Origin of the sequence: Novosphingobium sp. SG707 (assembly GCF_012275515.1) — a bacterium.
Lineage (GTDB): Bacteria > Pseudomonadota > Alphaproteobacteria > Sphingomonadales > Sphingomonadaceae > Novosphingobium.
In genome coordinates this window covers 1,002,846-1,025,261 of sequence record NZ_JAAZQL010000001.1, presented here as the reverse complement: position 1 = coordinate 1,025,261, position 22,416 = coordinate 1,002,846, and the positions used below count along the sequence as shown (strand labels likewise).

Sequence of the window (22,416 nt, the reverse complement as noted above, 5' to 3'; positions counted from 1 at the left end):
CCTTCCCTTGTCGGAAGGGGGCCACCCCTCTTCATGGCCCCCTTCCGGCGTCATATGGAAATCCCCGTTTTATGAACCTCACTCGTCGGCGTTTTGCTGCCACCCTGCTGGCAGCCACGGCCCTTGCGGGCGCATCGCGTATTCAGGCCGCCAGCGGGCGCACGCGCCCCAACATCGTGACCATTGTGCTCGACGATGTGGGCTATTCCGATCTTGGCTGCTTTGGCGCCGAAATCCGCACCCCGGCGATGGACAGTCTGGCCGCGGGCGGATTACGCTATGCAAGGTTTGATACCAAGGCAGTATGTGCATCAACCCGCGCGGCGTTGATGACGGGGCGCAACAGTCATTCGGTCAACATGCCTGACGTACCCGATGTGGCCGGACCGATGCATGATGATCCGCGCATCCCTGCCATGTTCCGCCTGCCCGCCAATGCCCAGACCATGGCGCAGGTGTTGCAGCGACAAGGCTATGCCACCTGGGCGGTGGGCAAATGGCATCTGATCCCGCTGGACCACCTTGGCCCCAACCGCTCGCGTGAAAACTGGCCGCTTCAGCGCGGTTTTGACTATTTCTATGGTTTTCCAAAGGGCTGGACCGATCAGTACAAGCCGCAACTGGTCGAAAACAACGGCTATGTGCAACGCGATTTGCCCGCCGATTACCATCTTTCGGTCGATTTGGCCGACCATGCGATCGACCTGATCCAGCGTCATGCGGGCGGCGAGGGCAAAGACAAGCCTTTCTACCTCAACCTGGCCTTTGGCACCGCTCATGCGCCCATTCAGGTGCCGCGCGAATGGTCGCGGCCCTATGATGCGGTCTATGAAAAGGGCTGGGACGCCATCCGCGAGGAACGTTTCGCCCGCATGAAGCAGATGGACATCATCCCGCCCGAAACGCTGCTGCCCGGACGCGAGGCGGCCGACCGGGCGTGGAAAGACCTGTCCGAGGACGAGAAGGTCGTCTTTGCCCGCTATATGGCGGTCTATGCCGGTTTCATCGAACATTGCGACCATCAGATCGGCCGGGTGCTGGACACATTGCGCCGGCTTGGGCTGATGGAAAACACGCTGATCGTGCTGCTCTCCGACAATGGCGCGGCGGCCGAGGCCGGGCAGGACGGCGAGTTTGACGGTCTTTACATGCCCAACCACATACCCATTGCCGAACAGCGCGCGCGGTTGGACGAACTGGGCACGGTCAAGACGCAGGCCGCCTATCCCCGACCATGGGCCTTTGCCGGAACCACGCCGCTGCGGCGTTATAAGCTGTGGCCCTATTCGGGCGGCACGCGCACGCCGATGATCATGCATTGGCCCGCCGCGCAAGTGCCCGATCCGGGGGCGGTCCGGCGGCAATTCGTCGATGTCATCGATATTGCCCCCACGCTGCTGGACGCGGCGGGCACCGGTTTCGAAGCGATCGTCGATGGCGTGCGCCAGATGCCGGTGGCGGGCCGCTCGGTGCTGGCCACGATGACCCATCCCGATGCGCCGGGCCGCCGGACGCAATATTTCGAACTGCGCGGCAACCGGGCGATCACCGACGGCAACTGGCGCGCGATCACCATCCATGGCTGCAACACGCCCTATGGTCAGGACCATTGGCAATTGTTCGATCTGGGCAAGGATTTTTCCGAGGCCCATGATCTGGCCGCGCAATATCCCGAACAGGTCGCCCGGCTCAAGGCGCTCTGGGATGAGGAGTGGAAGCGCCATGTGGGCGTCGCTTTGTCCCAGCCCATGTCGTTCACCTGCGCCGGGCGGGATCTGTTCGACCGGACGCCCGTCAACGTTGCAGGCAATTAAGCCCGGCCCAACAGGAAGGACATGTCGATGAAGTGCAAAGCAAACCGCCTCGCGCTCGCGCTCACCCTGCTCTGGGCCGCCCCGGCCATGGCGGGCGAGGTGGCCGGCAGCGTGACCGGGCCGGATGGCAAACCGATGGCAGGGCTGCGGCTGACCATCCCGGAACTGATGCGCGAAACCACGACCGACAGCGAGGGGCATTACCGCTTTGACACGCTGCCCGCAGGCGCGATGTCGGTCAGCGCCTCGGTGCCCTTTCTGGCGCCGGTGCACCAAACGGTCGATGTGCCCGCCACTGGACAGGTCAGCGCCAATCTGACCATGGCGCCCAATCGCCTGCTGGCGGGCGCGGCGGCGATGCGGGGCGAACCGGCGGTCGAACATGCCGCGCAAAAGCAGGCCTATCTCGATCAGGTGGCCAAGGCCGCCGCCCATGGCCGGAAGATGAATGTCGTCGTCCTGCTGTTCGACGATCTGGGCTATGGCGATCTCTCCTCCTATGGCAACACGCTGATCCGCACGCCCAATATTGACGCGCTGGCCACGCGCGGGGCGCGGTTGACGCAGGCCTATTCCGGCTCTCCGGTATGCACGCCCTCGCGCGCGGCGCTGCTGACCGGGCGGTTGCCGCATCGTTCGGGCGCGGCACATCATGTGTTCTTCCCCAGCGATCATCCCATGGCCACGCTGCGCCGCTCGCTGGGCTGGGCCAATGCTTTGCCGCGCGATGAAATTACGCTGGCCGAGGTGATGGGCAAGGCGGGCTATGCCACGGGCGCCTTTGGCAAATGGCATCTGGGCGATGTGGCGGGCAGCAGGCCCAACGATCTGGGTTTCCAGACCTATTTCGGCGTGCATTACAGCAATGACATGAAGCCGCTGGCCATCTATCGCAACCAGACGGTGGATACGGCCAGCGCGCAGACCCGGCAGGAAACGCTGAACGAGCGCTTTGCCGACGAGGCCATTTCCTTCATCGGCCAGAACCGGGATCGCCCCTTCTTCGCCTATGTGCCGTTTACCGCCCCCCATTGGCCCCATGTGGCCAATCCGGCGCACAGCGGCCAGTCACGCGGCGGCCTTTACGGCGATGTGGTGGAGGATCTGGACCATCAGGTGGGGCGCATCGTCAAGGCGCTGGATGAGATGCACCTTTCGGAAAACACGCTTCTGGTCGTCACCAGCGACAATGGCGGCGATTATGACGGCTCGGTAGGCAATCTGCGCGGGCGCAAGGGCGAAGTGTGGGAAGGGGGCATGCGCGTGCCCGCCTTTGTGATCTGGCCCCATGTGACGCGGCCCGGCGCGGTGGTGGACGGGATGGCGATGAATGTCGATCTGTTCCCCACCATTCTGGGTATGAACGGCATTCCCATGCCCACCGACCGGGCGATGGACGGCAAGGACCTGCGCCCGATGCTGGCGGGGCAGGCGGCCAATGTGCGCGACACGCTGTTCTACACGACCACATGGACTGGAAAACTGGTGGCGGTGCGGGACAATCGCTTCAAATTCATCGAGCCGTTTGATGACAATGGTCCCATGGGCGGGGCAGCCGGGCGGGCGCATCCGATTGGTCCGGCCTTGTATGATCTGGCCGCGGATAATGAATCGCAGAATGTCATCGGCCTGTATCCCGACCGCGCCAAAGCCTTGCAGCAGGCGCTGGCGGCCATGCAGCAACAGGCGCAAAGCAATCCGCGCGGATGGCTGACGCCCTAGGTCTGTTGGGGGCCGCGCGCCCGATCTGACATGATTGTTGCGATGCGCGGAGCCATACGGCACTTAGGGCGTTGTTTTCGCAAAGCCATGGCAGGATGAAGGCCCCCGATGAAGACCATCATGAGCGAAGCGGTTGAAGGGATCGGCGGGGTATGGATTGATCTTTGCGAACCCGACGAGGCCGAATGTCAGGAGATTGAGAAGCTTTACGGCATTCGTGTGCCGACGCTGGAAGCCCTGCAGGAGATCGAGAGTTCGAGCCGGTTGCGCATCCACGATGGTGTGCTGAACATGAGCGCGCCCCTGATGACGCCATCGGAAGGGGAAAGGTGGGTGATGGCGCCGGCCGGCTTCATCCTCACCGGCGATGTGCTGGTGACCACCCATTTTGCGCATATCAAGGCTTTTGACATCGCGGCCGAAGCCTTGAAATCGCGTCCCGAGCCAACGCCTGCGGGCGTGCTGGTGCGGGTGCTGGAAGAGCTGGTGGACCGCGCCGCCGATCAGCTTGAGCATGTCTCCGAAATGATCGCCTCGGTTTCGCGCACGATCTTCTACACCGATCTTGATGCGCGCGGATTGAGCCGGGAAACCGCAATCCTGCGCCATTCGATCATCAAGCTGGGGCGGGCCTATGACCGGGCCTCGCGGGTGCGCTATATGTTTTTGAGCATCGGCCGCATGGCCTCCTTTGTCGCGGATCGGTGCCAGGACCATCTCGATGACGATCTGGCCACCCGGCTTCAGTCGCTGATCCACGACATAGCCTCGCTCGATGAATTCGAGATGAGCCTGTCGTCCCGCACCCAGTTTCTTCAGGACGCTGCCAACAGCCTGATCAGCATCGAGCAGAACGATGTGGTCAAGGTGCTGACGGTGGCCTCGGTGGCGGGCATTCCGCCGGTGCTGGTGGTCGGGATCTATGGGATGAATTTTCACAACATGCCCGAATTGTCATGGGCCTGGGGCTATCCCATGGCTTTGGGCCTGTGTCTGGTGACGACGCTTATCCCCTATCTGTGGTTCAAATGGCGCAAATGGCTTTAGGCCGGGATCAGGATCTGCCCGATCATATGGTCAATGGCGCGCTCGATCCAGCTTGGCGCGCGCGGATCGGCCCCGGTCATGGCGGCGATCAGGTCGGGATTGCCAAAGGTGATGAGCGCTGAGCCGATCATGCTGAAATAGGCGATTTCCGGTGTGGCGTGGCCCAGCGCGCCCACCTCGGCCAGAGCCTGAAACAACGGGCGCAGCCTGTCCCACACCGGCTTGCCGATGGTTTCGACCACCCATGCGTGGCGCTCGGAAAGAACGGAAAACTCCTGCAGCATCAGGCGCGTCAGGCGCGGATTTTCAGCATAGCTGCGCAGATAGCCGGGCAGCACTTGCCGCGCCGCCTGTCGGGGATCGCGGAGCATGTCGGGCGTGAGGTGCCCGGCCAGATAAAGCTCTCCCTCGCGGGCAAAAGCCTCGATCACCTGTTGCCACAGCGCCAGCTTGGACGGGAAATAATAGGCCAGATGACCCTGTTCGATCCCGGCGCGCGAAGCAATGGCGCGCGTGCTGGCTCCGGCAAAGCCCAGATCGGAAAAGACGCTCAGCGCCGCCTCCAGCACGAGGCGGCGGTTTTCCGCTCCGTCATAGCGGGTTTTGGCATAGCGGGCGTTGGCGGCTTTGGCGCGGGGCATTGCGCCCTCATGCCTTGGCGGTCTGCGGCGCGCAAGAGGGGGTAAGTTTGTCGATTGACAAATATCTTTGTCATATGACAAACAAAGGCCAGCCCAAAGGGCACCATACGGGAGAATGCCATGACCTCGCCAACCTATCCGCTGACCGTCGAGCAACCCTATCCGCGCAACCAATGGTGGGTCGCGGCCTATGCCGCCGAGGTGGGGCGCGACCTGCTGGCCCGCGATATTCTGGGCGAACGGGTGCTGCTCTATCGCACCGAGGCGGGCGAGGCGGTGGCCCTGTCAGGCATTTGCCCGCATCGCGCCTTTCCGCTGGAAATGGGGCGGCTGGTGGGCGACCATGTGCAATGCGGCTATCATGGTTTCACCTTTGGCGCCGATGGCGGCTGCGTGCTGGTGCCCAGCCAGAGCGGCGTGCCGCAGAAATCCTCGTTGCGGCGCTATCCTGTGGCTGAACAGGGCGATCTGGTGTGGATCTGGACCGGGCAGGCCGATCTGGCCGATCCGGCGCTGCTTCCCGATTTGGGCGCGGTGGGGCTGGGGCGGCCGGATTGGGCATCGGAACAGCATCCGGTCTGTGAAGTGGCCGCGCGCTACACTTTGCTGATCGAGAACCTGCTGGACCTCAGCCACGTCACCTTCATCCATGCCGCGACCATCCCCGGCGGCGAAAAGGTCGCGCAGATCCCAGTGGCCGTGATCGAGACGGATCACAGTCTGACGGTCCAGCGCAAAGGCGAGAACCTGCCTCTCAACCCCCTGCTGAAAATGCAGTTTCCCGATCAGGACGGGCCGGTGCATCAGCATTTTGATGCCGAATATCTGGGACCGGCGATGATCCGCACCGGCGGCGCGGTGCATGATGCGGCCAGCGGGCGGCGGTTGGGGACCAGCAATTTCCTCCACATGATTACACCCGCCAGTCCGACGACCCTGCGCTATTTCGTCATCACCGCGCGCGATTTCGGGCTCGACAATCCGGCGCTGGGCCAGATCAATCTGGGCATGGGTACCCGCATTCAGCCCGAGGACAGCGCCGCGATCGCGGCCATCGAGCGGGTGTTTCAATCCGGCGTGACCTTGCCTGCCGAAATCAGCGCAAGGGTGGACAATGGCGCGCTCAAGGTCCGCCGTCGACTGGAGGCGCAAATCCGCGCGGAGCAGGCGGCCTAGAAAGCCGCCCGGTCAGGCATCGCTATTCGTCCAGAAAGCCCAGATCGAGCCCCGGCACGCCATAGACGATGGCAGGCGGCAGCTTGACGCCCGGCGGCGGCACATGGCGCAGCCGGGTGATGGCGTTTTGCAATTCGCTATCGGTGGTCCGGAATGCCATCGTCTGCAACTGGTCGGTGGCGTTTCGGCCAACGGGCAGCCAGCGCATGTTGCGCGTGTCATCGAAGTGATCGACATAGACTCCGGTTCCATCGACGCCGACACGCAATTTCACGTCGCCGGTCGATGCCGCCAGAGTGGAGGCGTTTAACCGTCCCTGTATCACGGCGGCATTGCTGATCGTGAACCAGAACTGCCGAGTCTGTCCGGGGGTCAGACCCGCCGCCGCCTGCGTTGCGGCCACTTCCAGGGCAAGGAGTCCGCCTTGGGACATGACGATCAGCGTGTTTTGATCCGGCTTCGTGCTGCCGCCATAATAGGCCACAAGATCGTTCAGCTTGCCTCGTTTGCGCTGGTTGGAGGCGGTTCGCCGTTCGGCAAGAACCCGAATGCCTTCATCGATCAGTTCGGAAACCGTCATCGGCGTGTCGACGACGTAGAGATGTTTGTATCCGAAGTAATTGCCTGCCCCGGGATCAAAAAACGTAACCGACATACGCCTCTCCTCAGAACTTATGGGGCGGTTCTATCAAATTTTTCGGGGTTCGACAATCGGAAGGGCTTTGAAAAGCCACGCGGCCATGGCAATAATTGTTGGTTTAACAATCATTAAGTGTAAATACCCTTTCTATCCGCAGCGGCGCGCCAATCTTCCCACTTATTCCGAAGGACTTTGGCGCAGCATGGCGCGCATGTCAGCGGCCACTTCCCTTCCGCCATGTTCCAGCGCGTCGAGCGTGGCGCTTCCCATCGCGCGATAGGCCCCGAGCAGGCCGGGACAATCGCGCTCCAGCGCCGTCAGATGGCCGTTGATCGTTTCGCTGTCTCCGCGCAGCAAAGGGCCGGAGAGCGCGCCGAAACCCATCGTCAGGCTGTTCTCCAGCGCGGCCCGCACCAGCGGCGCCAGCAGCGCCGCTCCATCGGCCACCCCGGCGTTGGCCAGCGCCTCCATCGACCCGGCCATCAGCGTGACCAGATGATTGGCCGCATGGCATAGGGCGGCGTGGTAGAGGGGCCGCTGCGCCTCGGCAATATCGACCGCCACGCCGCCCAGCGCGGCAACCAGCCGATGGGCGATGGCGGCGGTCTCGGCCTGCGCGGCGGTGACGGCAAAGCGGGCGCCCGCCATGCGGCGCAACTCGGCTGCGGGATCGCCGGTAAAGGTCATCGCCGGATGAATCGCGGCCGTCTTCGCGCCGCGCAAGGCCAGTACTTCGAGCGAGGCCAGACCGGAGCGCCCGCTGACATGAAAGACGAAGCCTGCGCCATGCTCCGGCCACACAGCGGCCAGTTCGCCCGCAACGCTATTCAATGCATTATCCGACACGGCCAGTGCGATCACATCGCAGGCTTGGGCCAGTTGCGCCATGGTCTTCGCCGCCTCGCCCCCCAACTGCTCGGCCTGCTCGCGTGATCGTCCCCAGACCAGCAGCGGCAGGTCGGACCAGTCCGCCAGCCCCAGAGCCAGTGCGCGCGCCACGCGGCCTGTGCCCACAATGCCGATGCGATGAAAGCGGGGTGTCTTTGTCATGCCCGACCTATATGGCCTGTCCGTCCGACCCGCCAGTGGCCCCGGTCGCGGCTTTAGGACTTCCCACCGGCGCAAAGAACGCCTAGAGAGCGCCCATCCCCGGGGGGCCGCTGATGCGCGGCTGAGAGGTGGTCAGCAGACCACGACCCGCTGAACCTGATCCGGTTGATACCGGCGTAGGGAGGGTTGGCGGCCGGTCCGTTGTCTCTCCCTTTTGAGTGCGAGAGACGATTATGGCCAATATGATCCGTATGCGTTTGATGGGTTGCAGCGCGCTGGTGCTGGCCGGTTTTGCGGTGCATGCCCCCGTGCAGGCCCATGCCGCCGATGCCGACAATGCCGCAGACACCATCCGCGTCATCGGCCATCCTGATCCCGAAGGCCTGCTGCCCGAACAGAGCGCGCCCAAGGCGATCAGCGCCATTTCCGCCGATTTCATCATCAAGCAGGCCCCCACGCTCAACGCCTTTCAACTGGTCAACCTGCTGCCCGGCGCGAATGTCTCTTCCAGCGATCCCTATGGTCTCTCGACCAGTTCCAGCCTGACCATGCGCGGTCTGGGGCAGGATGAGATCGGCGTGCTGATGGAAGGCGCGCCGCAGAATGACATCGGATATTACTATGCCTATCCCTCGCAATTTGCCGATGCCGAGAATGTGCGTCAGGTGGCATTGGCGCAGGGTTCGGTTGATCTGGATTCGCCGGTGCTGGGCACGGCGGGCGGACTGCTCTCGCTCAGCCTGGATGATCCGGCGAAGAAGCGCGGGGCGCTGGTCGATCTTTCGCTGGGGTCTTACAATGAACGGCGCGCCTTTTTCCGCTTCGACACCGGCCTGATCGGCAACAGCGGGGTGCGGGCGTTCCTCTCTTATTCGAACAATCGGGCCGACAATTGGCGCGGGGCGGGCTATGACCTGCGCAACCATATTGACGGCAAGCTGCTCAAGGAATGGGGCGAGGGTAATCGTGCCAGCCTTGCCATTTCGTTCAATTCGGCCAAGACCGCGACCTATCCCGGCCCGACGCTGGGCGATTGGCAGACCTATGGGCGCGGGTATAATTTCGACAAGACCTATACGACCGGCGACACCAATTACTGGCGCTTCTATCGCGCGCCGTTCCGCAACATCTATCTCTCGGCCCCGGTGCATCTGCGCTTCAATGACCGGCTCAGCCTCGACACGACCACCTATCTGCAATGGGGCTATGGCAACTCGCCCTATGGCACGCAATTGGCCACCACCGGCAATTATCTGGGCACCGAGGCGCTGACCCAGCCGATCACGCTGCCCGGCGCGGATGCCAATGGCGTGGCCACGGTGCTGGGCAATTGGACCGGCAACCAGTTTCGCGGCGGCAATGTGACCAAGCTGGTGTTTCAGGCGGGCGCGCACCGCCTGACCGCCGGGGTGTGGTTCGATTACGGCAATGACCGTGTGATCCAGTCCTATACTTCGGTCGGCGCTGATGGACAGGTGGCGGACGAATGGGGCTATCAGGACAAGGCTATCCGCACCGCCGATGGGCGCCTGCTGGCCTATGAGAATGCGCGGACGCTGACCATTTCCAAGGCTTTCTTTCTTGCCGACAGCATCGCGATCACGGATCGGTTGACGGCGGATCTGGGCTTCAAGGGCGTCGATGTGCTGCACAGCGGGCGCAATTTCCTGCCCGGCCCGCAATCGGGGGTGCATTTCGACAGTTTCGCCGCGCTGCCCCGCGCCGCGCTGCATTACCGGATTGACGATCGTCAGCAGGTTTTCGCCAATATCACCACCAATTTCCGCGCACCCAATGAATATACGCTCTACAACACCTATGATTATGGCGAGATCAGCACGCAGGGCACAACCGCGCTGAAAAACGAATATTCGGTTTCGGAGGAACTGGGCTATCGCTACATCGGGCCGAACCTGTCCTTCTCGCTGACAGGTTTCCATTACCATTTCCGCAACCGTCAACTGTCCACCGTGATCGACAGCGGCGGCGCGCTCGTCTATTCGACGATCAATGCGGGCAGCCAGACATCCTATGGCGTTGACGGCGAGATCGACTGGCGCCCGGCCAAGGGGGTGAGCCTCTACGTCTCGGGCGAATATCTGCATACGCAGATCGACAGCGATCTGGCCGTGGGCAATGACTGGCTGCCGACCAGGGGCAAGCAGGCGGTGTCCAGCCCCAGCTTCCAGTTCGGCGTGGGCAGCACCTATGACGACGGGCGTTTGTTCGGCAGCACCGCGCTGAAATATGTGGGCCGCCAATATTCGACTTTCATGAATGACGAGAGCATCCCCGCCTATGCCACGCTCGACCTGTCGGTGGGTGTGCATCTGGCCGAATGGATCGATGGCAAGCGCACCGATCTGCGGGTCAATGCGATCAACATCACCAATCCGCGCGTGCTCTCGGGCGTGCAGAGTGTCGGCCTGAATGCGCAGGATACGATCGGGCGCAATGGCACGGTGATTTCCGGCGCTGCCCCGTCCTATTACATCGGCAGCGGGCGCGCTTTCGTGGTGACGCTGGCCCGCGCGTTCTGATGGTATGAGCGGCGCGGCGCATCATCTTGTCCACGGGATGGGGACCGAGCTGGAGGCCCCCGTCTGGCCCGCCATCACCCCGGACGAGGCCGGGGCGGTGCTGACGCATTTCGCCCAGGCGGGGCGCCTGACCGCGCTGCAATGGCATTCGCCGCGCCCCTTTTCGGCGGCCACACTGGTGGAGGCCGAGGGGGGGCGGTTTATCCTCAAGCGGCACCATCACAGGCTCCGCTCGCTTGAGGTTTTGGCGCAGGAACATGGCTTTATCGCCCATCTGCGGGCTGCCGGTATGCCTGTGCCCGAATTGATGGAGGCCGGGGGCCGAACCGCCATCGCGCAGGGCGAATGGACCTATGAGCTGCACCGCCTCTCGCCCGGCTTGGACCTCTATCGTGAGCGCCCGTCGTGGACGGGTTTTCTTGCGCCCGATCATGCCCATGCGGCGGGGCGCGCCCTGGCGGGCCTGCACCGGGCCGCGCAGGATTTTGCCGCCCCGCCGCGTGGCGTCGATCCGCTCATCGCTGGCTGGACGATCCTGCCCGCGCGTGATCCGATGGCGGCGGCGCGGGCCTATGTCGCGGCAAGGCCCGGGCTGGCGGAATTCCTGCATGGGCGCCCGTGGCAGGAGGAACTGGCCGCTCTGCTTGGCGCGGTTTCACCGGATCTGGCCGCCCAGCCGCCGCTGTGGACTCATAATGACTGGCACCCGTCGAACCTCCTCTGGACCCCGGCGGGCGAGGTGGCGACGGTCTTCGACTTCGGTCTGGCCACGCAGACCTGCGCGCTTCACGATCTGGCCACCGCGATTGAGCGCAGTGCCATCCCATGGCTGGATATGGCCGATAATGCGCCGATAAAGGGCGATGTGGGCGCGGCGATTGGGCTGATCCAAGGCTATGGCGAGGTGCGGCCGCTGAGCCCCGAGGATATGAACACGCTGCTTGCCCTGCTGCCGCTGGTCCACATCGAATTTGCCCTGTCCGAGGTCGATTATTTTGCCGGGCTGCTCAATGATCCGGCGCAGGCGGGGCTGGCCTGGGATGGCTATCTGATCGGCCATGCGCATTGGTTCGCCTCGGCGGCGGGGCAGGCGTTTCTGGCGGATGTGCGCCGGGGGGCGGGGGGCTGATGTCGCCGCTCGAAATCATCGCGGTGGCAGTCAGCTTCCTCGGCATCTGGTTGACGGCGCGGCGCGCTATGTTGTGCTGGCCCGTCAACCTTTTGGCCTGCGCGCTTTATTTCAAACTGTTCCTCGATGTGCGCCTCTATGCCGATATGGTGTTGCAGGCCCTGTTCGGTCTGGCCATCGCCTATGGCTGGCTCGCGTGGAGTCGTGGGCGGCGCGATGACGGCCGCGTCACGGTACGGCCTCTGCCTGCATGGGAAGCGGCGGCGGGGTTGACGGCGGGCGCCTTGGGCGCGGTGGCCATCGGCTGGTTCACCAGCCATTATACCGATGCCGCTTTGCCATGGATGGACGCCGCGCTCAGCAGTTTCAGCCTTGTCGCGCAATATTGGACCGCCCGGCGACAGGCGGCCAACTGGTTGCTGTGGATCGTGGTGGATGTGCTCTATGTTGGCATGTTCGCCTTCAAGGCCCTGTGGCTGACGGCGGGGCTCTATGGAGCGATGGTGGTGCTGGCGGTGCTGGGCTATCGCCGCTGGCAGCAGGAGCGATAGGCCCCCGGATACATCAAACGGGGGACTTGCCGCTTCAACCCTGCTGCCCGGCCAGCAGCTTTTCCAGCAGGGATGACAGTTGCTCTCTTTCCCGTGCATCCAAGGATGCCACTGCCGCCTGTTGGTTGGCGACATGCGCGCTCACCGCCTGATCAATCAACGCCAGCCCCGCCGGGGTCAGCGCCACCAGCGTGCCGCGCTTGTCGGCCGGGTTGGGGCGGCGTGCGACAAGGCCCGCCTTTTCCAGTCGGTCGATCCGGTTGGTCATGCTGCCCGATGAGATCATCGCCGCCTCATACAGGTCGGTGGGGGTGAGCGCATAGGGTTCCCCACTGCGCCGCAGGGTGGCCAGCACATCGAATTCGCCCGGTTGCAGGCCAAAATCGACAAAGGTGGGGTTGAGCCGGTCGCGGGCGATCACCAAGGCGGCCTCGCTCAGGCGGCCCAGCAATACCATGGCCTGCGTATCGAGATCGGGCCTTTCGTTGGCCCATTGGTCGGCGGCTTTACTGGCACGGTCCATGGTAATCACCTGTCTTGACGTCAAGATAAATATCTCTACATCGAGATATATCGAACCCAAGCGCGCCTTGCAAGGCCGACGCAAAGGAGACCGTCATGAACCCTTCCCGTTACGGCTGGATGTTTCCGGCCGCGATCCTGCTTGTCGGGATCAATCTGCGCCCCTCCATCGCGGTGATCGGCCCGCTGCTCGACAGGCTGCAGCAGGATACCGGCCTGACGGACACCGGGGCCAGCCTGTTGACCACGCTGCCCGTGGCCCTGATGGGCGTGCTCCTGCTGGGTGCGGGGCGGATGCGGGATGTTTTGGGCGACCGTTGGGGGATTGCCTTGGGCCTGATCCTCATTCTGATCAGCGATGGCTTGCGCGGCTCGTGGCCCGGCGCGGGCACCTTGCTGGCTACGGCCATTTCGGGCGGCATCGGCATTGCCATGGTGCAGGCGCTGATGCCCGCCGTCATCCGCCTGCAGGCCGGGAGGCGGACCGCCGGATTGATGGGCCTCTATTCAACCGCGATCATGGGCGGGGCGTTGATCTCGGGCATGGCGGGGCCGTGGTTGGCGCAGGCCTGGGGGTGGCCGATGGCGCTTGGCCTGTGGGCGGTGCCTGCTCTGGCGGGCTTGCTGATGTGGCGCGGGGCGGCAGGTTTGATTGTGGCGGTGCCGATGGCGACCAAGGACCATTTCCCCCTGCATCGTTCGCGGCGAGCATGGTTGCTTTTGGCCTTTTTCGGGCTGGGAACGGGGGCCTATACGCTGGTGCTGGCATGGTTGCCGCCGTTTTACACGCAACTGGGATGGTCGGCGCAAGGGGCGGGCGGATTGCTGGGCGCGGTCACCTTTGCCGAGGTGATCGCCGGTTTGGCCGTTTCCTTATGGATCGACCGGGCGCAGGATCGCCGTCCCGCGCTGCTGACTGCGATTGCCGCGCTGTTGCTGGGGATGCTCTGTCTGGCGCTGGCGCCGCTGGTGATGGCGTGGCCAGGGGCGGTGCTGGCGGGGCTGGGGATTGGGGCGCTGTTTCCGCTCTCGCTCATCGTGGCGATGGATCATGGCGAAACCCCGGAGGAAGCGGGCGCCATTGCCGGTTTTGTGCAAGGCGGAGGCTATGTTCTGGCGGCCTTGCTGCCGTTGCTGGCCGGATTTCTGCGCCAGAATTTGGCCGACCTCGCTCCGGTCTGGTGGCTTATGGCGCTGCTCTGTCTGGTGATGGCGCGGATCGCCATCGTATTGCGGCCCAATTTGCCGCTCAAAGTCGCCGTGGCGCGTTGACAGCGCCAATTCGCGGCAGGAGATGGCATTTCTCCTGCCGCGATTTCAGCCCGGCGTCGCTTTAGAAGTGGTAGCCAAAGCGCACGCCATAGGTGCGCGGCGGGGCCAGCGTACCATAGGACACGTTGAGAATGGGGCGATTGCCCGCGCGGACCAGAACCGCACGATCCTCGATATTGTTGATGAAGCCGGTCAGTTCCCAACGCCGGTCCACGCCTTCCAGCGTCAGATAGGCATCGGACATGCGATAGGCACCCTGCTTCTCGTTCTCCTGAAAATTGACGTTCAGATAGAAGTCCGACTTGATCGCGGTGCGCGCGCCCGCCACCAGCTTCATCCCGTTCTTCAACGCGAATGTATGGGCATAATCCAGATTGAGCGTCCATTTGGGCGAATAGACGGTGGGCTTGCCCGAACAGTCGGTATCATAGAAACGTGCGGCATTGACGCCGGGGTTGGCCAGACGGCTGCTCGTCACGGTGCATCCGGTCGGGACGGGAGCGCCGGTATTGGAGAATATCGCGGTTTTGAGGCTGTTGTAGCGACCGTTGAGATATTGCAACGTGGCGCCGAACTGATCGCTCTTGCTCGGAGCAAAGCGCAGCTCGATTTCCGTGCCGTAGATACGCGATTTGCCCGCGTTCACCGTCACGCCGCCCTGGGTGTAAAGGCCGTTGGACGCAGGCACGCCGCCGACGAAGGAAATCTGCTGGTCCTTGTAGTCCCAGTAAAATGCTTCAAGATTGACCTGCAACCTATTGCTCAGGAAGCGGTTCTTGCTGCCCAGCGTATAGGCCGTCAGCATTTCCGGGGCAAAAGTGTTGTTGGGCGGGGCGGCCACAAAGAAGCCGCCTGCCTTGAAGCCGGTCGACACATTGGCATAGAGCAGCGAGCGCGGCCCGGCGTCAAATTCGACGCCCGCCTTCCACGTTGCCTTGCTGAACGACAGGTTGCCGGTAAAGGGCGCGCCCAGCGGCGGATTGACCGCATTGGGCAGGCCGCCGGCGGCCAGCGAGGTGGTCTGGCTCTTGGTCTCATGCGTATAGCGGCCACCGGCAACGAGGCGCAGGCGCGGCGAGACGAGATAGGTCAACTGTCCGAAACCGGCGATGCTCTGGGTGCGCAATTGCGGGTTGAACAGGGTGGTCGCAAGATTGCCCTGCGAGAAGTAATTGACCGCGCTCTGGTCCTCGGAGAAATAAAAGCCGCCAAGGACATAGCGCAGCGAGCCTTCATCCTTCGAGGCAAGGCGCGTCTCCAGCGACATCTGCTGTGACTTGTCGCTGACCTGAAGCATGAAGCCGGGGAGATAGGAGCGATAGTTCGACGAGCTGCTGCGATAGGCCGGAATGACGGTCAGCGTGGCAAAGCCCAGATCGCCTTCGGTCTGGGCGCTGATGCCCCAGAAGTCGCCGTTCATATAGCCGTCGCCGCGCGGTGTCATCACACAGCCGCTGGTGATCAGTTGCCCCATCCCGCCGCAGAAGGGCGGCGCCGCGACCGTGGCGGCATAGGATTGCAGCGCGGCCACCGAACGCGGATCAGACCCGCCGATGCGCGCCGACAGGGCCGGAGCCCCGGCCACCGAACTGGGCAGCAGCACATTGCCCGAGCCCTTGCCATGCTGATGATAATAATCGGCCACCAAAGTCATCGACCAGTTGGACGAGGGCTTGATCAGCAGCGAGGCGCGGCCTGCCTCGCCCTTGTCATCGTCATAGCCGTCGGAGAGATAGCCGTTGCGATCAACCACCTGCCCCGCAATGCGCAGCGCCATGATCGGACCAAGCGGCAGATTGATGGCCGCCGACGCCTTGCGGGCCTGATAATTGCCCACTTCCACATTCACATCGCCGCTCACTTCGCCCAGCTTGGGGCGGTTGGGCAGAACGTTGATCGCGCCGCCCGTGGCATTGCGGCCGTAAAGCGTGCCCTGGGGCCCCTTGACCACTTCGACGCGCTGAAGGTCATAATAGACGCCCGAAGGCGCGGTGGGGCGGGCAATGAACACGCCGTTGAAATTGAAGCCCACCGCGTTTTCGGCATAGGAATTGCCCGCCTGCGTGCCCACGCCGCGCACATAGATGCTGGTGGTGCCGCCCGAGGGCTGAACCGCGAGAGCCGGGGCCAGCCTTTGCAGGTTGGTTGTGTCCGAAATGCCCGCCCGAATCAGCTCGGTGCCCGACACCGCCGTAATGGCCACGGCCGCCTTCTGCACGCTTTCGGTGCGGCGCTGGGCGGTCACGACGATGTCCTGCAAACCGGCCTGCGCCGCGCCTTCCGGGGCGGACTGGGCATGGGCGGCCGAAATGCCCGCCAGACCGCATCCCAGCATAAGGCCCACGCGTAATGTGGCGAATCTCATGATTTCTCTCCCTCCAATTTCGCTGGCGATTGTGGCTCGCCTTTGATTCTTCATCTGGCATCTACAAATGTAGAATATGCCCGAGCTTGTCAAGCGCCGGAGGGTGGGGCGGCTAAAGGGAAGGGCCGGGGGCGGTGCCGCGAGCTGGGCTTCCGGTGATCAGACCGACTATGGTTTCTTCGAAAATCCCGGCCAAAGGGTTAAGCATGCGGCTGCGCAATTTCCTGATCCCGATCCGCCGCGCGGGAACGTCTGCCAAGCGCATCAGACGAAAGGGCGGCGGGCGCCGAAACATCTGCGCGCTGGTCAACAGGCCGATCCGTCCGGCGTGGCGGATCAGATGTTCCTGCAAGGTGATGCTGTTGGTCTCTATGCGGTCATGGGGCCATGGGGCATCCGATGCGATGAAGAAGGCCTGGATCATGCGGTGAATACTGCTGCCCTGCGCGGGAAGGATCCATGGCGCATCGGTCAGATCCCCGAGCGAGAGGGCTTGATCTTCCCCCACCGCAAAATCCTGCGGCACGCCCAGAAAGAAGCGGTCCTCCATCAAGACATGTTCGGCAAAGCGGGGGGGTGGCGGTTCAAGGCCGCCGACCGGGCCGACGATAAGATCGATCTCGCCGCGATCCAGCAGAGGGGTGAGGCGGTCATCGAGATCCTCGATCACGCGCAGGGACAGGGCCGCGCCGCCCGGCAGCGCCGCGATTGCCGCAGGCACAATGCCCTGCATCACGCTGGGCGTCACGCCTATCGCCAGCGGCCCCAGGGCGCCGGATGCATGACTGGCCAGTTCGGCGGCAATTTCATCGACGATCCGCCCGACATTGCTCGCCGCGCGCTGGACAATTCTGGCTGCACCGGTCGGCTCGGCCCCGCGCGCCGACCGTTCGAAAAGGCGGACACCCAACTGCCGCTCCAAAAGCGCCACCAGCTTGGACAGGGCGGGTTGGGTAATGCCGAGGCTCTGCGCGGCCTTGTTGAAAGATCCATGGTCGATGATGGCCTGAACCGCTTCAAGCTGCCGCACTTCTGCTTTTATAACCATAAGGAATATCCCAAGTGCTAATCTCTATTAGACTGGCATAACCCAAGCGGGCAAAATCGCGCAAGACTGGGGAGAGAAACTATGCTCGAACAGCGCGTCCGCGAGGATCGTAAGGCAACCGGCAAGGAAGCAAAATTCCTTCGCAATATCTGGTATGTGGCGGGATATGCTCGTGAACTGGATGAGAACAACCGACTGACGCGGCGCTTGCTGGGGGAGGCGATTTTCATCTTTCGCACCGGCGATGGCCGTTTATGCGCGCTTCGCAACCGTTGTCCGCATCGCTTCGCTCCGCTCAGCATGGGCAGGCTGGAAGGGGATGCGGTGCGCTGCGCCTATCATGGTCTGGCCTTCGACGGCAGCGGCTCATGCAGCCATAATCCGCATGGGCCCAAGGGCGCCCTTTCGGTGCGCGCCTATCCCATCGTCGAGCAGGACGGCCTGTTGTGGATATGGATGGGGACGCCCGATCAGGCGGACCGGGCCACCATCCCCGATTTCGGCAGGCTCGATCCGCAACAGTTTCATGTCCGCTCGGGCTATCTGCACGGACAGGCCCCTTACGAATTGATGAGCGACAATATCCTTGACCTCAGCCATATCGAATTTCTGCATCCCCTGCTGGGCACGCCGGAGGTCAGTCAGGCCAAGGTCGAGGTGCGGCAGGAGGAGGGGCAGGTTATCGTGCGGCGGCATATGCGCGGCGAGGTGCTGCCCGCCGGTCTGGCGCAGGTCTATCGTACGGGAGCGCGCGCCGTGGATCGCATGCTCGAAGTCGTCTGGCATCCGCCCGCCAGCATGGTCCTTACCGTGTCGGTGGCAACCAGCGACGGAGGTCCCGATTGGCAAAGCGGGTCGCAGACGCTGCACATCTTCACTCCCGAAACCTCGGGCACGACCCACTATTTCTACGTTGCCAGTCTGGCCCGCGACAAGGCCGGGGAGGAGGCTGCGGATGGCTTTTTCGCCGCCCTTGAGCTTGTGTTTACCACTGAGGACAAGCCGATGATCGACGCGCAGGCCGCCGAAATCGGCGAGGAGGAATTCGAGGACCTGCGCCCCGCGTTGCTGCCGATCGATAAAGGGCCGGTGCTGGCCCGCCGCCGTCTTAAGCAAATGATCGAGGCCGAGTGCTGAAACCCGGCCCCCGGTCCTATGCGCCCAGTGCGGTGGGCAGGACCTTGCCGAAATAGGCCAGTTCGTCCGGCGTGGCGGTGCCCACGCGCATCCAGTTGCGATAGGCATCGCCCTCGAACAGTCGCACCTCGACGCTGAGCGCGGCCAGGCGGGCCTGGAGATCGGCGGCGGGCATCCCGCAATCGATATAGACAAAGGTGCCGTCCGATTTCAGATAGCGCAGCCCGTTGGCCTCGCAGATCCGATAGATCATCTCGCGGCATTGCTTCAGATAGGCAATCGCGCCCGACAGATAGGCTGCATCGCCAAGGCAGGCCTGCGCGGCGGCCAGCCCGGCCTGATTGCGCGAGGTGGTGATGCGTGCATTGAGCTGGCGGATGCGTTGGGGCTGGGCCAGCGTATAGGCGATGCGCAGGCCCGCAAGGCCATAGACTTTGGAGAAGGTGCGCGTGACGATGACATCATGCCCCTCGCGCACCAGAGAGCCCATGGACTGACGATGCGGATCAGGCGCCAGTTCGAAATAGGCCTCATCCACCAGCACCGGCACCTTGCGCGCGGCCGCGATGCAAAAGGTCCGCAGTTGTTCGGGATCGGGACGCAGGCCGGTCGGGTTGTTCGGATTGCACAGATAGACCATCCGTGTCTGCGGGCCGATGGCGGCCAGCATGGCGTCAAGGTCGATGTGATGGTCGGGGCGCAGGTTGATCCAGTCGGTCTCGATCCCCTGCCGCGCGGCATAGGCCAGATGGGTGGAATAGGTGGGCCGGGGCGCCAGCACGCGCCCGCCCGCCGCAATCGCCACCGTCAGCAGCGTGAGCGCATCGAGCGACCCGCTCGAGAGCGTGACCTGATCCTGCGTCAGCCCTTCCTGCGCGGCGATCTTTTGCCGCAGGGCCGCCTCGTTGTGCGGATAATAGGGTGCCTCGGCCACCGAGGCGATGATCGCCCGCCGCGCCGCCGGGCTGGGGCCGAAAGGGTTTTCGGTCACGCCAAGGCGCGCCTTGGCATTTCCGCTATGTTCGGGTTGCGACACAGGGGCAGCGGCCAGCAGGCCGGGAGCCAGCAGGCCCCCGGCGGCAACAGGCAGAACGGAGCGGCGGGTAATACGCATCAGAACTTCACATCCACACGAGCATAATAATTGCCGCCATTGGTGTCATAGGGCGTGTTGCGCGAATAGTTCAGGCCCCGGCTGTATTGGAATAAGGCCTTTTGCGGATAGGTGTCGAAGATGTTCTCGGCTCCGATGCGCAAGGTGACATTGCGATTCATCGCATAGGAAAGCGAGGCATCGAAGAAGGCGATCCCGCCAAAGCGCTGGAAAATGTCGCCGGTCGAATTTCCGCTGGAATCGGTATAGGCCCCGTAATAGCGCCCCCGGCCCAGCAGCGAAACCTTGCCCAGCGTATAGGTGATGCTGCCCGTGGCGTTATGCTGGGGCAGGCCCTGCTCGAACAGGGTCTTTTGCGTGGTGTTGCCCGCGAGAACGCCTGACGTCACCTTGGTCTGGGTATAGCTGTAGGCGACGGTGGCATCGAGGCGGCCGGGGCCGACCTGATGATTATAGGACACCACGATGTCGATGCCCCGCGTCCGGGTGTTATAGTCATTGGTGTAGAAGGAAATCGTGCTGTAATCGGTCGCCTGCGATAGGCCCATCGCCAGAAGCTGGGCCTTGAGCGCCGGGGTCAGCGTATAGGTGGGCGAGGTGCTGAAGCGCTTGTCGACGCGAATCTGATAAAGATCGACCGAACCCGACAGGCCCCATGGCGTCTTCCACACGCCGCCTGCCGTGATCGTGCGCGAGGTGGCCGGTTGCAGGGCCTTGCCGCCAAAGAACTGGGCGATGGGGTTGGTGGGCGAGAGGCGGCCGGTGGTGTAAACCAGCAAAGTGTTGGTATCGAGACCCTGACTGGTGCTGGTCGAATTGAGCTGGGCGGGGGTGGGCGCCTTGAAGCCGGTGGAATAGGAGGCTCGCACCGCCAGCATCGGCACAACTTCATAGCGCGTGGCAAATTTGTAATTGAACGTATTGCCAAAGCTGGAGAAATGCTCGTCACGAATGACGGCGGTCGCGCTCCATTTTTCCGTAATCGGCGCGGTCACGTCCAGATAGCCGGCATAGCTGGTCTGGCTCCACGCGCCCGCCTGCTGCGGGGTGAAACCGGGAAAGCCGCTGGCCCCGGCGGCAAGGCCCGCCGCCGCCCCCGGCCCCACCGCATAGGAGGCATATTCGCCGGGCCGGATCTTGTAGCTTTCCACCCGCCGCTCGGCGCCAAAGGCGATGTTGAGCGGGCGATCGAGGAAGGGCATGGCCAGACGATAGACGCCGTCGGCATTCAGATTGAATTCCTGCTGCACATTGCGGCCCAGATAGAAATTGAGCGGGCTGTTGGGGCCGAGCGAGGCGTTGATCGAATTATCGAGATAGAAATTCGTGGCGTTCGAGCCATAGGAACCGCTGATATCCCAGCTCAGATCGCTGCCCTTGCCGCCGCGCAGGCCCCCCACCATCTGGATATCGTCATAGCGCACCCGCTCGCTGGGGGTGAAACCGGCGGGATAGATCGTGTTCAGATTGAAGCCGGGGTAGACCGTGGTGGTCTTGTAAAGGTTGCTGTTGGTGGCCGGATTGCGCCAGTTGATGTCGGACCAGCCCTTGCCTGTGCTGAACGTGCCAAAGGCATAGGCTTCGACATTGGCGCCGATGTTTTCGGCCGCATCCACCGCCATACGGAAAGAGCGCCCCTCCGGATTGCCCCAGCGCTGGACCAGCGAGGGCACCACGATGGTGGGGTTGGCGGCGGCAAAGGCGATGGCGTCGTCGCGCTGGTGCGAGCGCGATGTGGCCTCGTTGCGGGCATATTCGCCCGTCACCACCAAATGGCCGCCGTTGGGCAGCGCAAAACCGGCGCGCCCGCCCGCCTGCACCGAGGCGCCATCGCCCATGTAATATTGCGAACCTTGAACAAAGGCGGAAAAGCCGGGCCTGGTGTCCAGCATGATATTGATGACGCCCGCGATGGCGTCCGACCCATATTGCGCCGATGCGCCATCGCGTAACACCTCGAGCCGCCCGATGCCAAAGGTCGGGATCTGGGCCAGATCGGGGGCCTGCGACCCGCTGTTGATGAAGGAGGAGCGGTGGAAACGCTTGCCGTTGATCATCACCAGCGTCATGTCCGGCGAGAGGCCATCGAGCGAGGCCGGGCGCACGAATTGCGGACCGTCCGAGGCGGGCAGGCGCTTGACCGTAAAGGCGGGCACCAGTTGCGCCAGCTTTTCATGCAGCGTGCTGCTGACGGTGAAATTGACAGTCTTGCCGCTGAATGTGTCGATTGGGGCCAGCGCGGTAAAGCGGGTCTGGCCGGTCTCGCGCGTGCCGGTCACGATGATATCTTCGGCCGGAACCGCCTGCGCAAGCGCGTCGCGCGGGGCCTCCTGTAGGCCCAGAACTACCGTCTTGCCATCATCATTCCTGACCGTCAGCGCGCTGCCCGCGAGCAATCGGGCCAGCGCGGCCTGGCGCGACATATGGCCCTTGATCGGCTCGGACCGCATCGTGGCGATGGCGCCGCGCGGAAAGAAGATCTGCCGCCCGGCCTGCCGCCCGAATTCATTGAGCGCCTTGGCCAGAGGCTGGGCCGGAATGTCGAAATTCTGTTCTCCGGCGGCATAGGCCGGGGCGGCATGGATCGCGGGCGCAGCAAGAAGGGCCGCGAAAAGCGGCTTGCGGAAATCACGGGACATGAATGGAAC

General features: G+C 63.4%; 17 protein-coding genes and 1 riboswitch. Of the genes, 9 read left to right on the top strand and 8 right to left on the bottom strand.

Translation table 11 applies throughout. The features are described from left to right. The first annotated feature begins 71 nt into the window (after positions 1–71). The 3 genes from FHW92_RS04155 (at position 72) to FHW92_RS04145 (ending at position 4,583) form a co-directional block, all read left to right on the top strand. Positions 72–1,814: an arylsulfatase gene (locus tag FHW92_RS04155; RefSeq protein WP_168601920.1), complete on the top strand. Its 1,743-nt coding sequence runs from the start codon at positions 72–74 to the stop codon at positions 1,812–1,814. A 27-nt stretch (positions 1,815–1,841) separates the two neighbouring features. Further along, on the top strand, positions 1,842–3,536 hold the full coding sequence (locus FHW92_RS04150; protein WP_168601919.1) for a sulfatase-like hydrolase/transferase: 1,695 nt from the start codon (positions 1,842–1,844) through the stop codon (positions 3,534–3,536). 120 nt (positions 3,537–3,656) lie between these two features. Continuing rightward, positions 3,657–4,583: a magnesium transporter CorA family protein gene (locus tag FHW92_RS04145; RefSeq protein WP_246869891.1), complete on the top strand. Its 927-nt coding sequence runs from the start codon at positions 3,657–3,659 to the stop codon at positions 4,581–4,583. Here FHW92_RS04145 and FHW92_RS04140 read toward each other — a convergent pair. Next, positions 4,580–5,224, bottom strand: coding sequence for a TetR/AcrR family transcriptional regulator (locus tag FHW92_RS04140; RefSeq protein ID WP_168601917.1), 645 nt, complete (start codon positions 5,222–5,224; stop codon positions 4,580–4,582). The genes FHW92_RS04145 and FHW92_RS04140 overlap by 4 nt on opposite strands. Positions 5,225–5,344: 120 nt before the next feature. On the opposite strand from FHW92_RS04140, the gene FHW92_RS04135 reads away from it, so the two are divergent. Beyond that, positions 5,345–6,400, top strand: a complete 1,056-nt coding sequence (locus tag FHW92_RS04135) for an aromatic ring-hydroxylating dioxygenase subunit alpha (protein ID WP_168601916.1) — start codon at positions 5,345–5,347, stop codon at positions 6,398–6,400. A 22-nt stretch (positions 6,401–6,422) separates the two neighbouring features. Here the strand turns inward: FHW92_RS04135 and FHW92_RS04130 are convergent, their stop codons facing one another. Together FHW92_RS04130 and FHW92_RS04125 are read right to left on the bottom strand one after the other, a co-directional pair. Then, complete coding sequence (locus tag FHW92_RS04130) at positions 6,423–7,055, bottom strand: hypothetical protein (protein ID WP_168601915.1); 633 nt, start codon at positions 7,053–7,055, stop codon at positions 6,423–6,425. Between the two features lie 162 nt (positions 7,056–7,217). Then, complete coding sequence (locus FHW92_RS04125; RefSeq protein WP_168601914.1) at positions 7,218–8,090, bottom strand: Rossmann-like and DUF2520 domain-containing protein; 873 nt, start codon at positions 8,088–8,090, stop codon at positions 7,218–7,220. Between the two features lie 90 nt (positions 8,091–8,180). Beyond that, positions 8,181–8,290, top strand: a riboswitch (TPP riboswitch). A gap of 33 nt (positions 8,291–8,323) precedes the next feature. On the opposite strand from FHW92_RS04125, the gene FHW92_RS04120 reads away from it, so the two are divergent. The 3 genes from FHW92_RS04120 to pnuC are packed head-to-tail and all read left to right on the top strand — an operon-like array spanning position 8,324 to position 12,310. Then, the gene (locus tag FHW92_RS04120; RefSeq protein WP_246869890.1) at positions 8,324–10,630 is read left to right on the top strand and encodes a TonB-dependent receptor; all 2,307 of its coding nucleotides are present in this window, start codon (positions 8,324–8,326) and stop codon (positions 10,628–10,630) included. A 4-nt stretch (positions 10,631–10,634) separates the two neighbouring features. Continuing rightward, complete coding sequence (locus FHW92_RS04115) at positions 10,635–11,759, top strand: phosphotransferase (protein WP_168601913.1); 1,125 nt, start codon at positions 10,635–10,637, stop codon at positions 11,757–11,759. Next, complete coding sequence (gene pnuC / locus FHW92_RS04110) at positions 11,759–12,310, top strand: nicotinamide riboside transporter PnuC (protein ID WP_168601912.1); 552 nt, start codon at positions 11,759–11,761, stop codon at positions 12,308–12,310. The genes FHW92_RS04115 and pnuC overlap by 1 nt, the downstream gene beginning before the upstream one ends. 34 nt (positions 12,311–12,344) lie before the next feature. Here pnuC and FHW92_RS04105 read toward each other — a convergent pair whose 3' ends face one another. After that, positions 12,345–12,833 carry a MarR family transcriptional regulator gene (locus tag FHW92_RS04105; protein WP_168601911.1) on the bottom strand — a complete coding sequence of 163 codons (489 nt, stop codon included), beginning with the start codon at positions 12,831–12,833 and terminating at the stop codon, positions 12,345–12,347. 95 nt (positions 12,834–12,928) lie between these two features. On the opposite strand from FHW92_RS04105, the gene FHW92_RS04100 reads away from it, so the two are divergent. After that, positions 12,929–14,104: an MFS transporter gene (locus FHW92_RS04100; protein ID WP_168601910.1), complete on the top strand. Its 1,176-nt coding sequence runs from the start codon at positions 12,929–12,931 to the stop codon at positions 14,102–14,104. Positions 14,105–14,165: 61 nt separating this feature from the next. Here FHW92_RS04100 and FHW92_RS04095 read toward each other — a convergent pair whose 3' ends face one another. Together FHW92_RS04095 and FHW92_RS04090 are read right to left on the bottom strand one after the other, a co-directional pair. Continuing rightward, positions 14,166–16,469 carry a TonB-dependent receptor gene (locus tag FHW92_RS04095; protein ID WP_168601909.1) on the bottom strand — a complete coding sequence of 768 codons (2,304 nt, stop codon included), beginning with the start codon at positions 16,467–16,469 and terminating at the stop codon, positions 14,166–14,168. A gap of 112 nt (positions 16,470–16,581) precedes the next feature. Continuing rightward, the gene (locus FHW92_RS04090) at positions 16,582–17,517 is read right to left on the bottom strand and encodes a LysR family transcriptional regulator (protein ID WP_168601908.1); all 936 of its coding nucleotides are present in this window, start codon (positions 17,515–17,517) and stop codon (positions 16,582–16,584) included. A gap of 81 nt (positions 17,518–17,598) precedes the next feature. Between FHW92_RS04090 and FHW92_RS04085 the strand changes: the two genes are divergently transcribed. Next, positions 17,599–18,654, top strand: coding sequence for an aromatic ring-hydroxylating dioxygenase subunit alpha (locus FHW92_RS04085; protein WP_168601907.1), 1,056 nt, complete (start codon positions 17,599–17,601; stop codon positions 18,652–18,654). A gap of 16 nt (positions 18,655–18,670) precedes the next feature. On the opposite strand, the gene FHW92_RS04080 is transcribed toward FHW92_RS04085, so the two are convergent. Both FHW92_RS04080 and FHW92_RS04075 read right to left on the bottom strand, forming a co-directional pair. Beyond that, positions 18,671–19,768 (bottom strand): histidinol-phosphate transaminase, encoded by a 1,098-nt coding sequence (locus tag FHW92_RS04080; RefSeq protein ID WP_168601906.1) that lies wholly within the window; start codon positions 19,766–19,768, stop codon positions 18,671–18,673. Then, positions 19,768–22,407 carry a TonB-dependent receptor gene (locus tag FHW92_RS04075; RefSeq protein ID WP_210428353.1) on the bottom strand — a complete coding sequence of 880 codons (2,640 nt, stop codon included), beginning with the start codon at positions 22,405–22,407 and terminating at the stop codon, positions 19,768–19,770. The genes FHW92_RS04080 and FHW92_RS04075 overlap by 1 nt, the downstream gene beginning before the upstream one ends. Positions 22,408–22,416 lie beyond the last annotated feature (9 nt).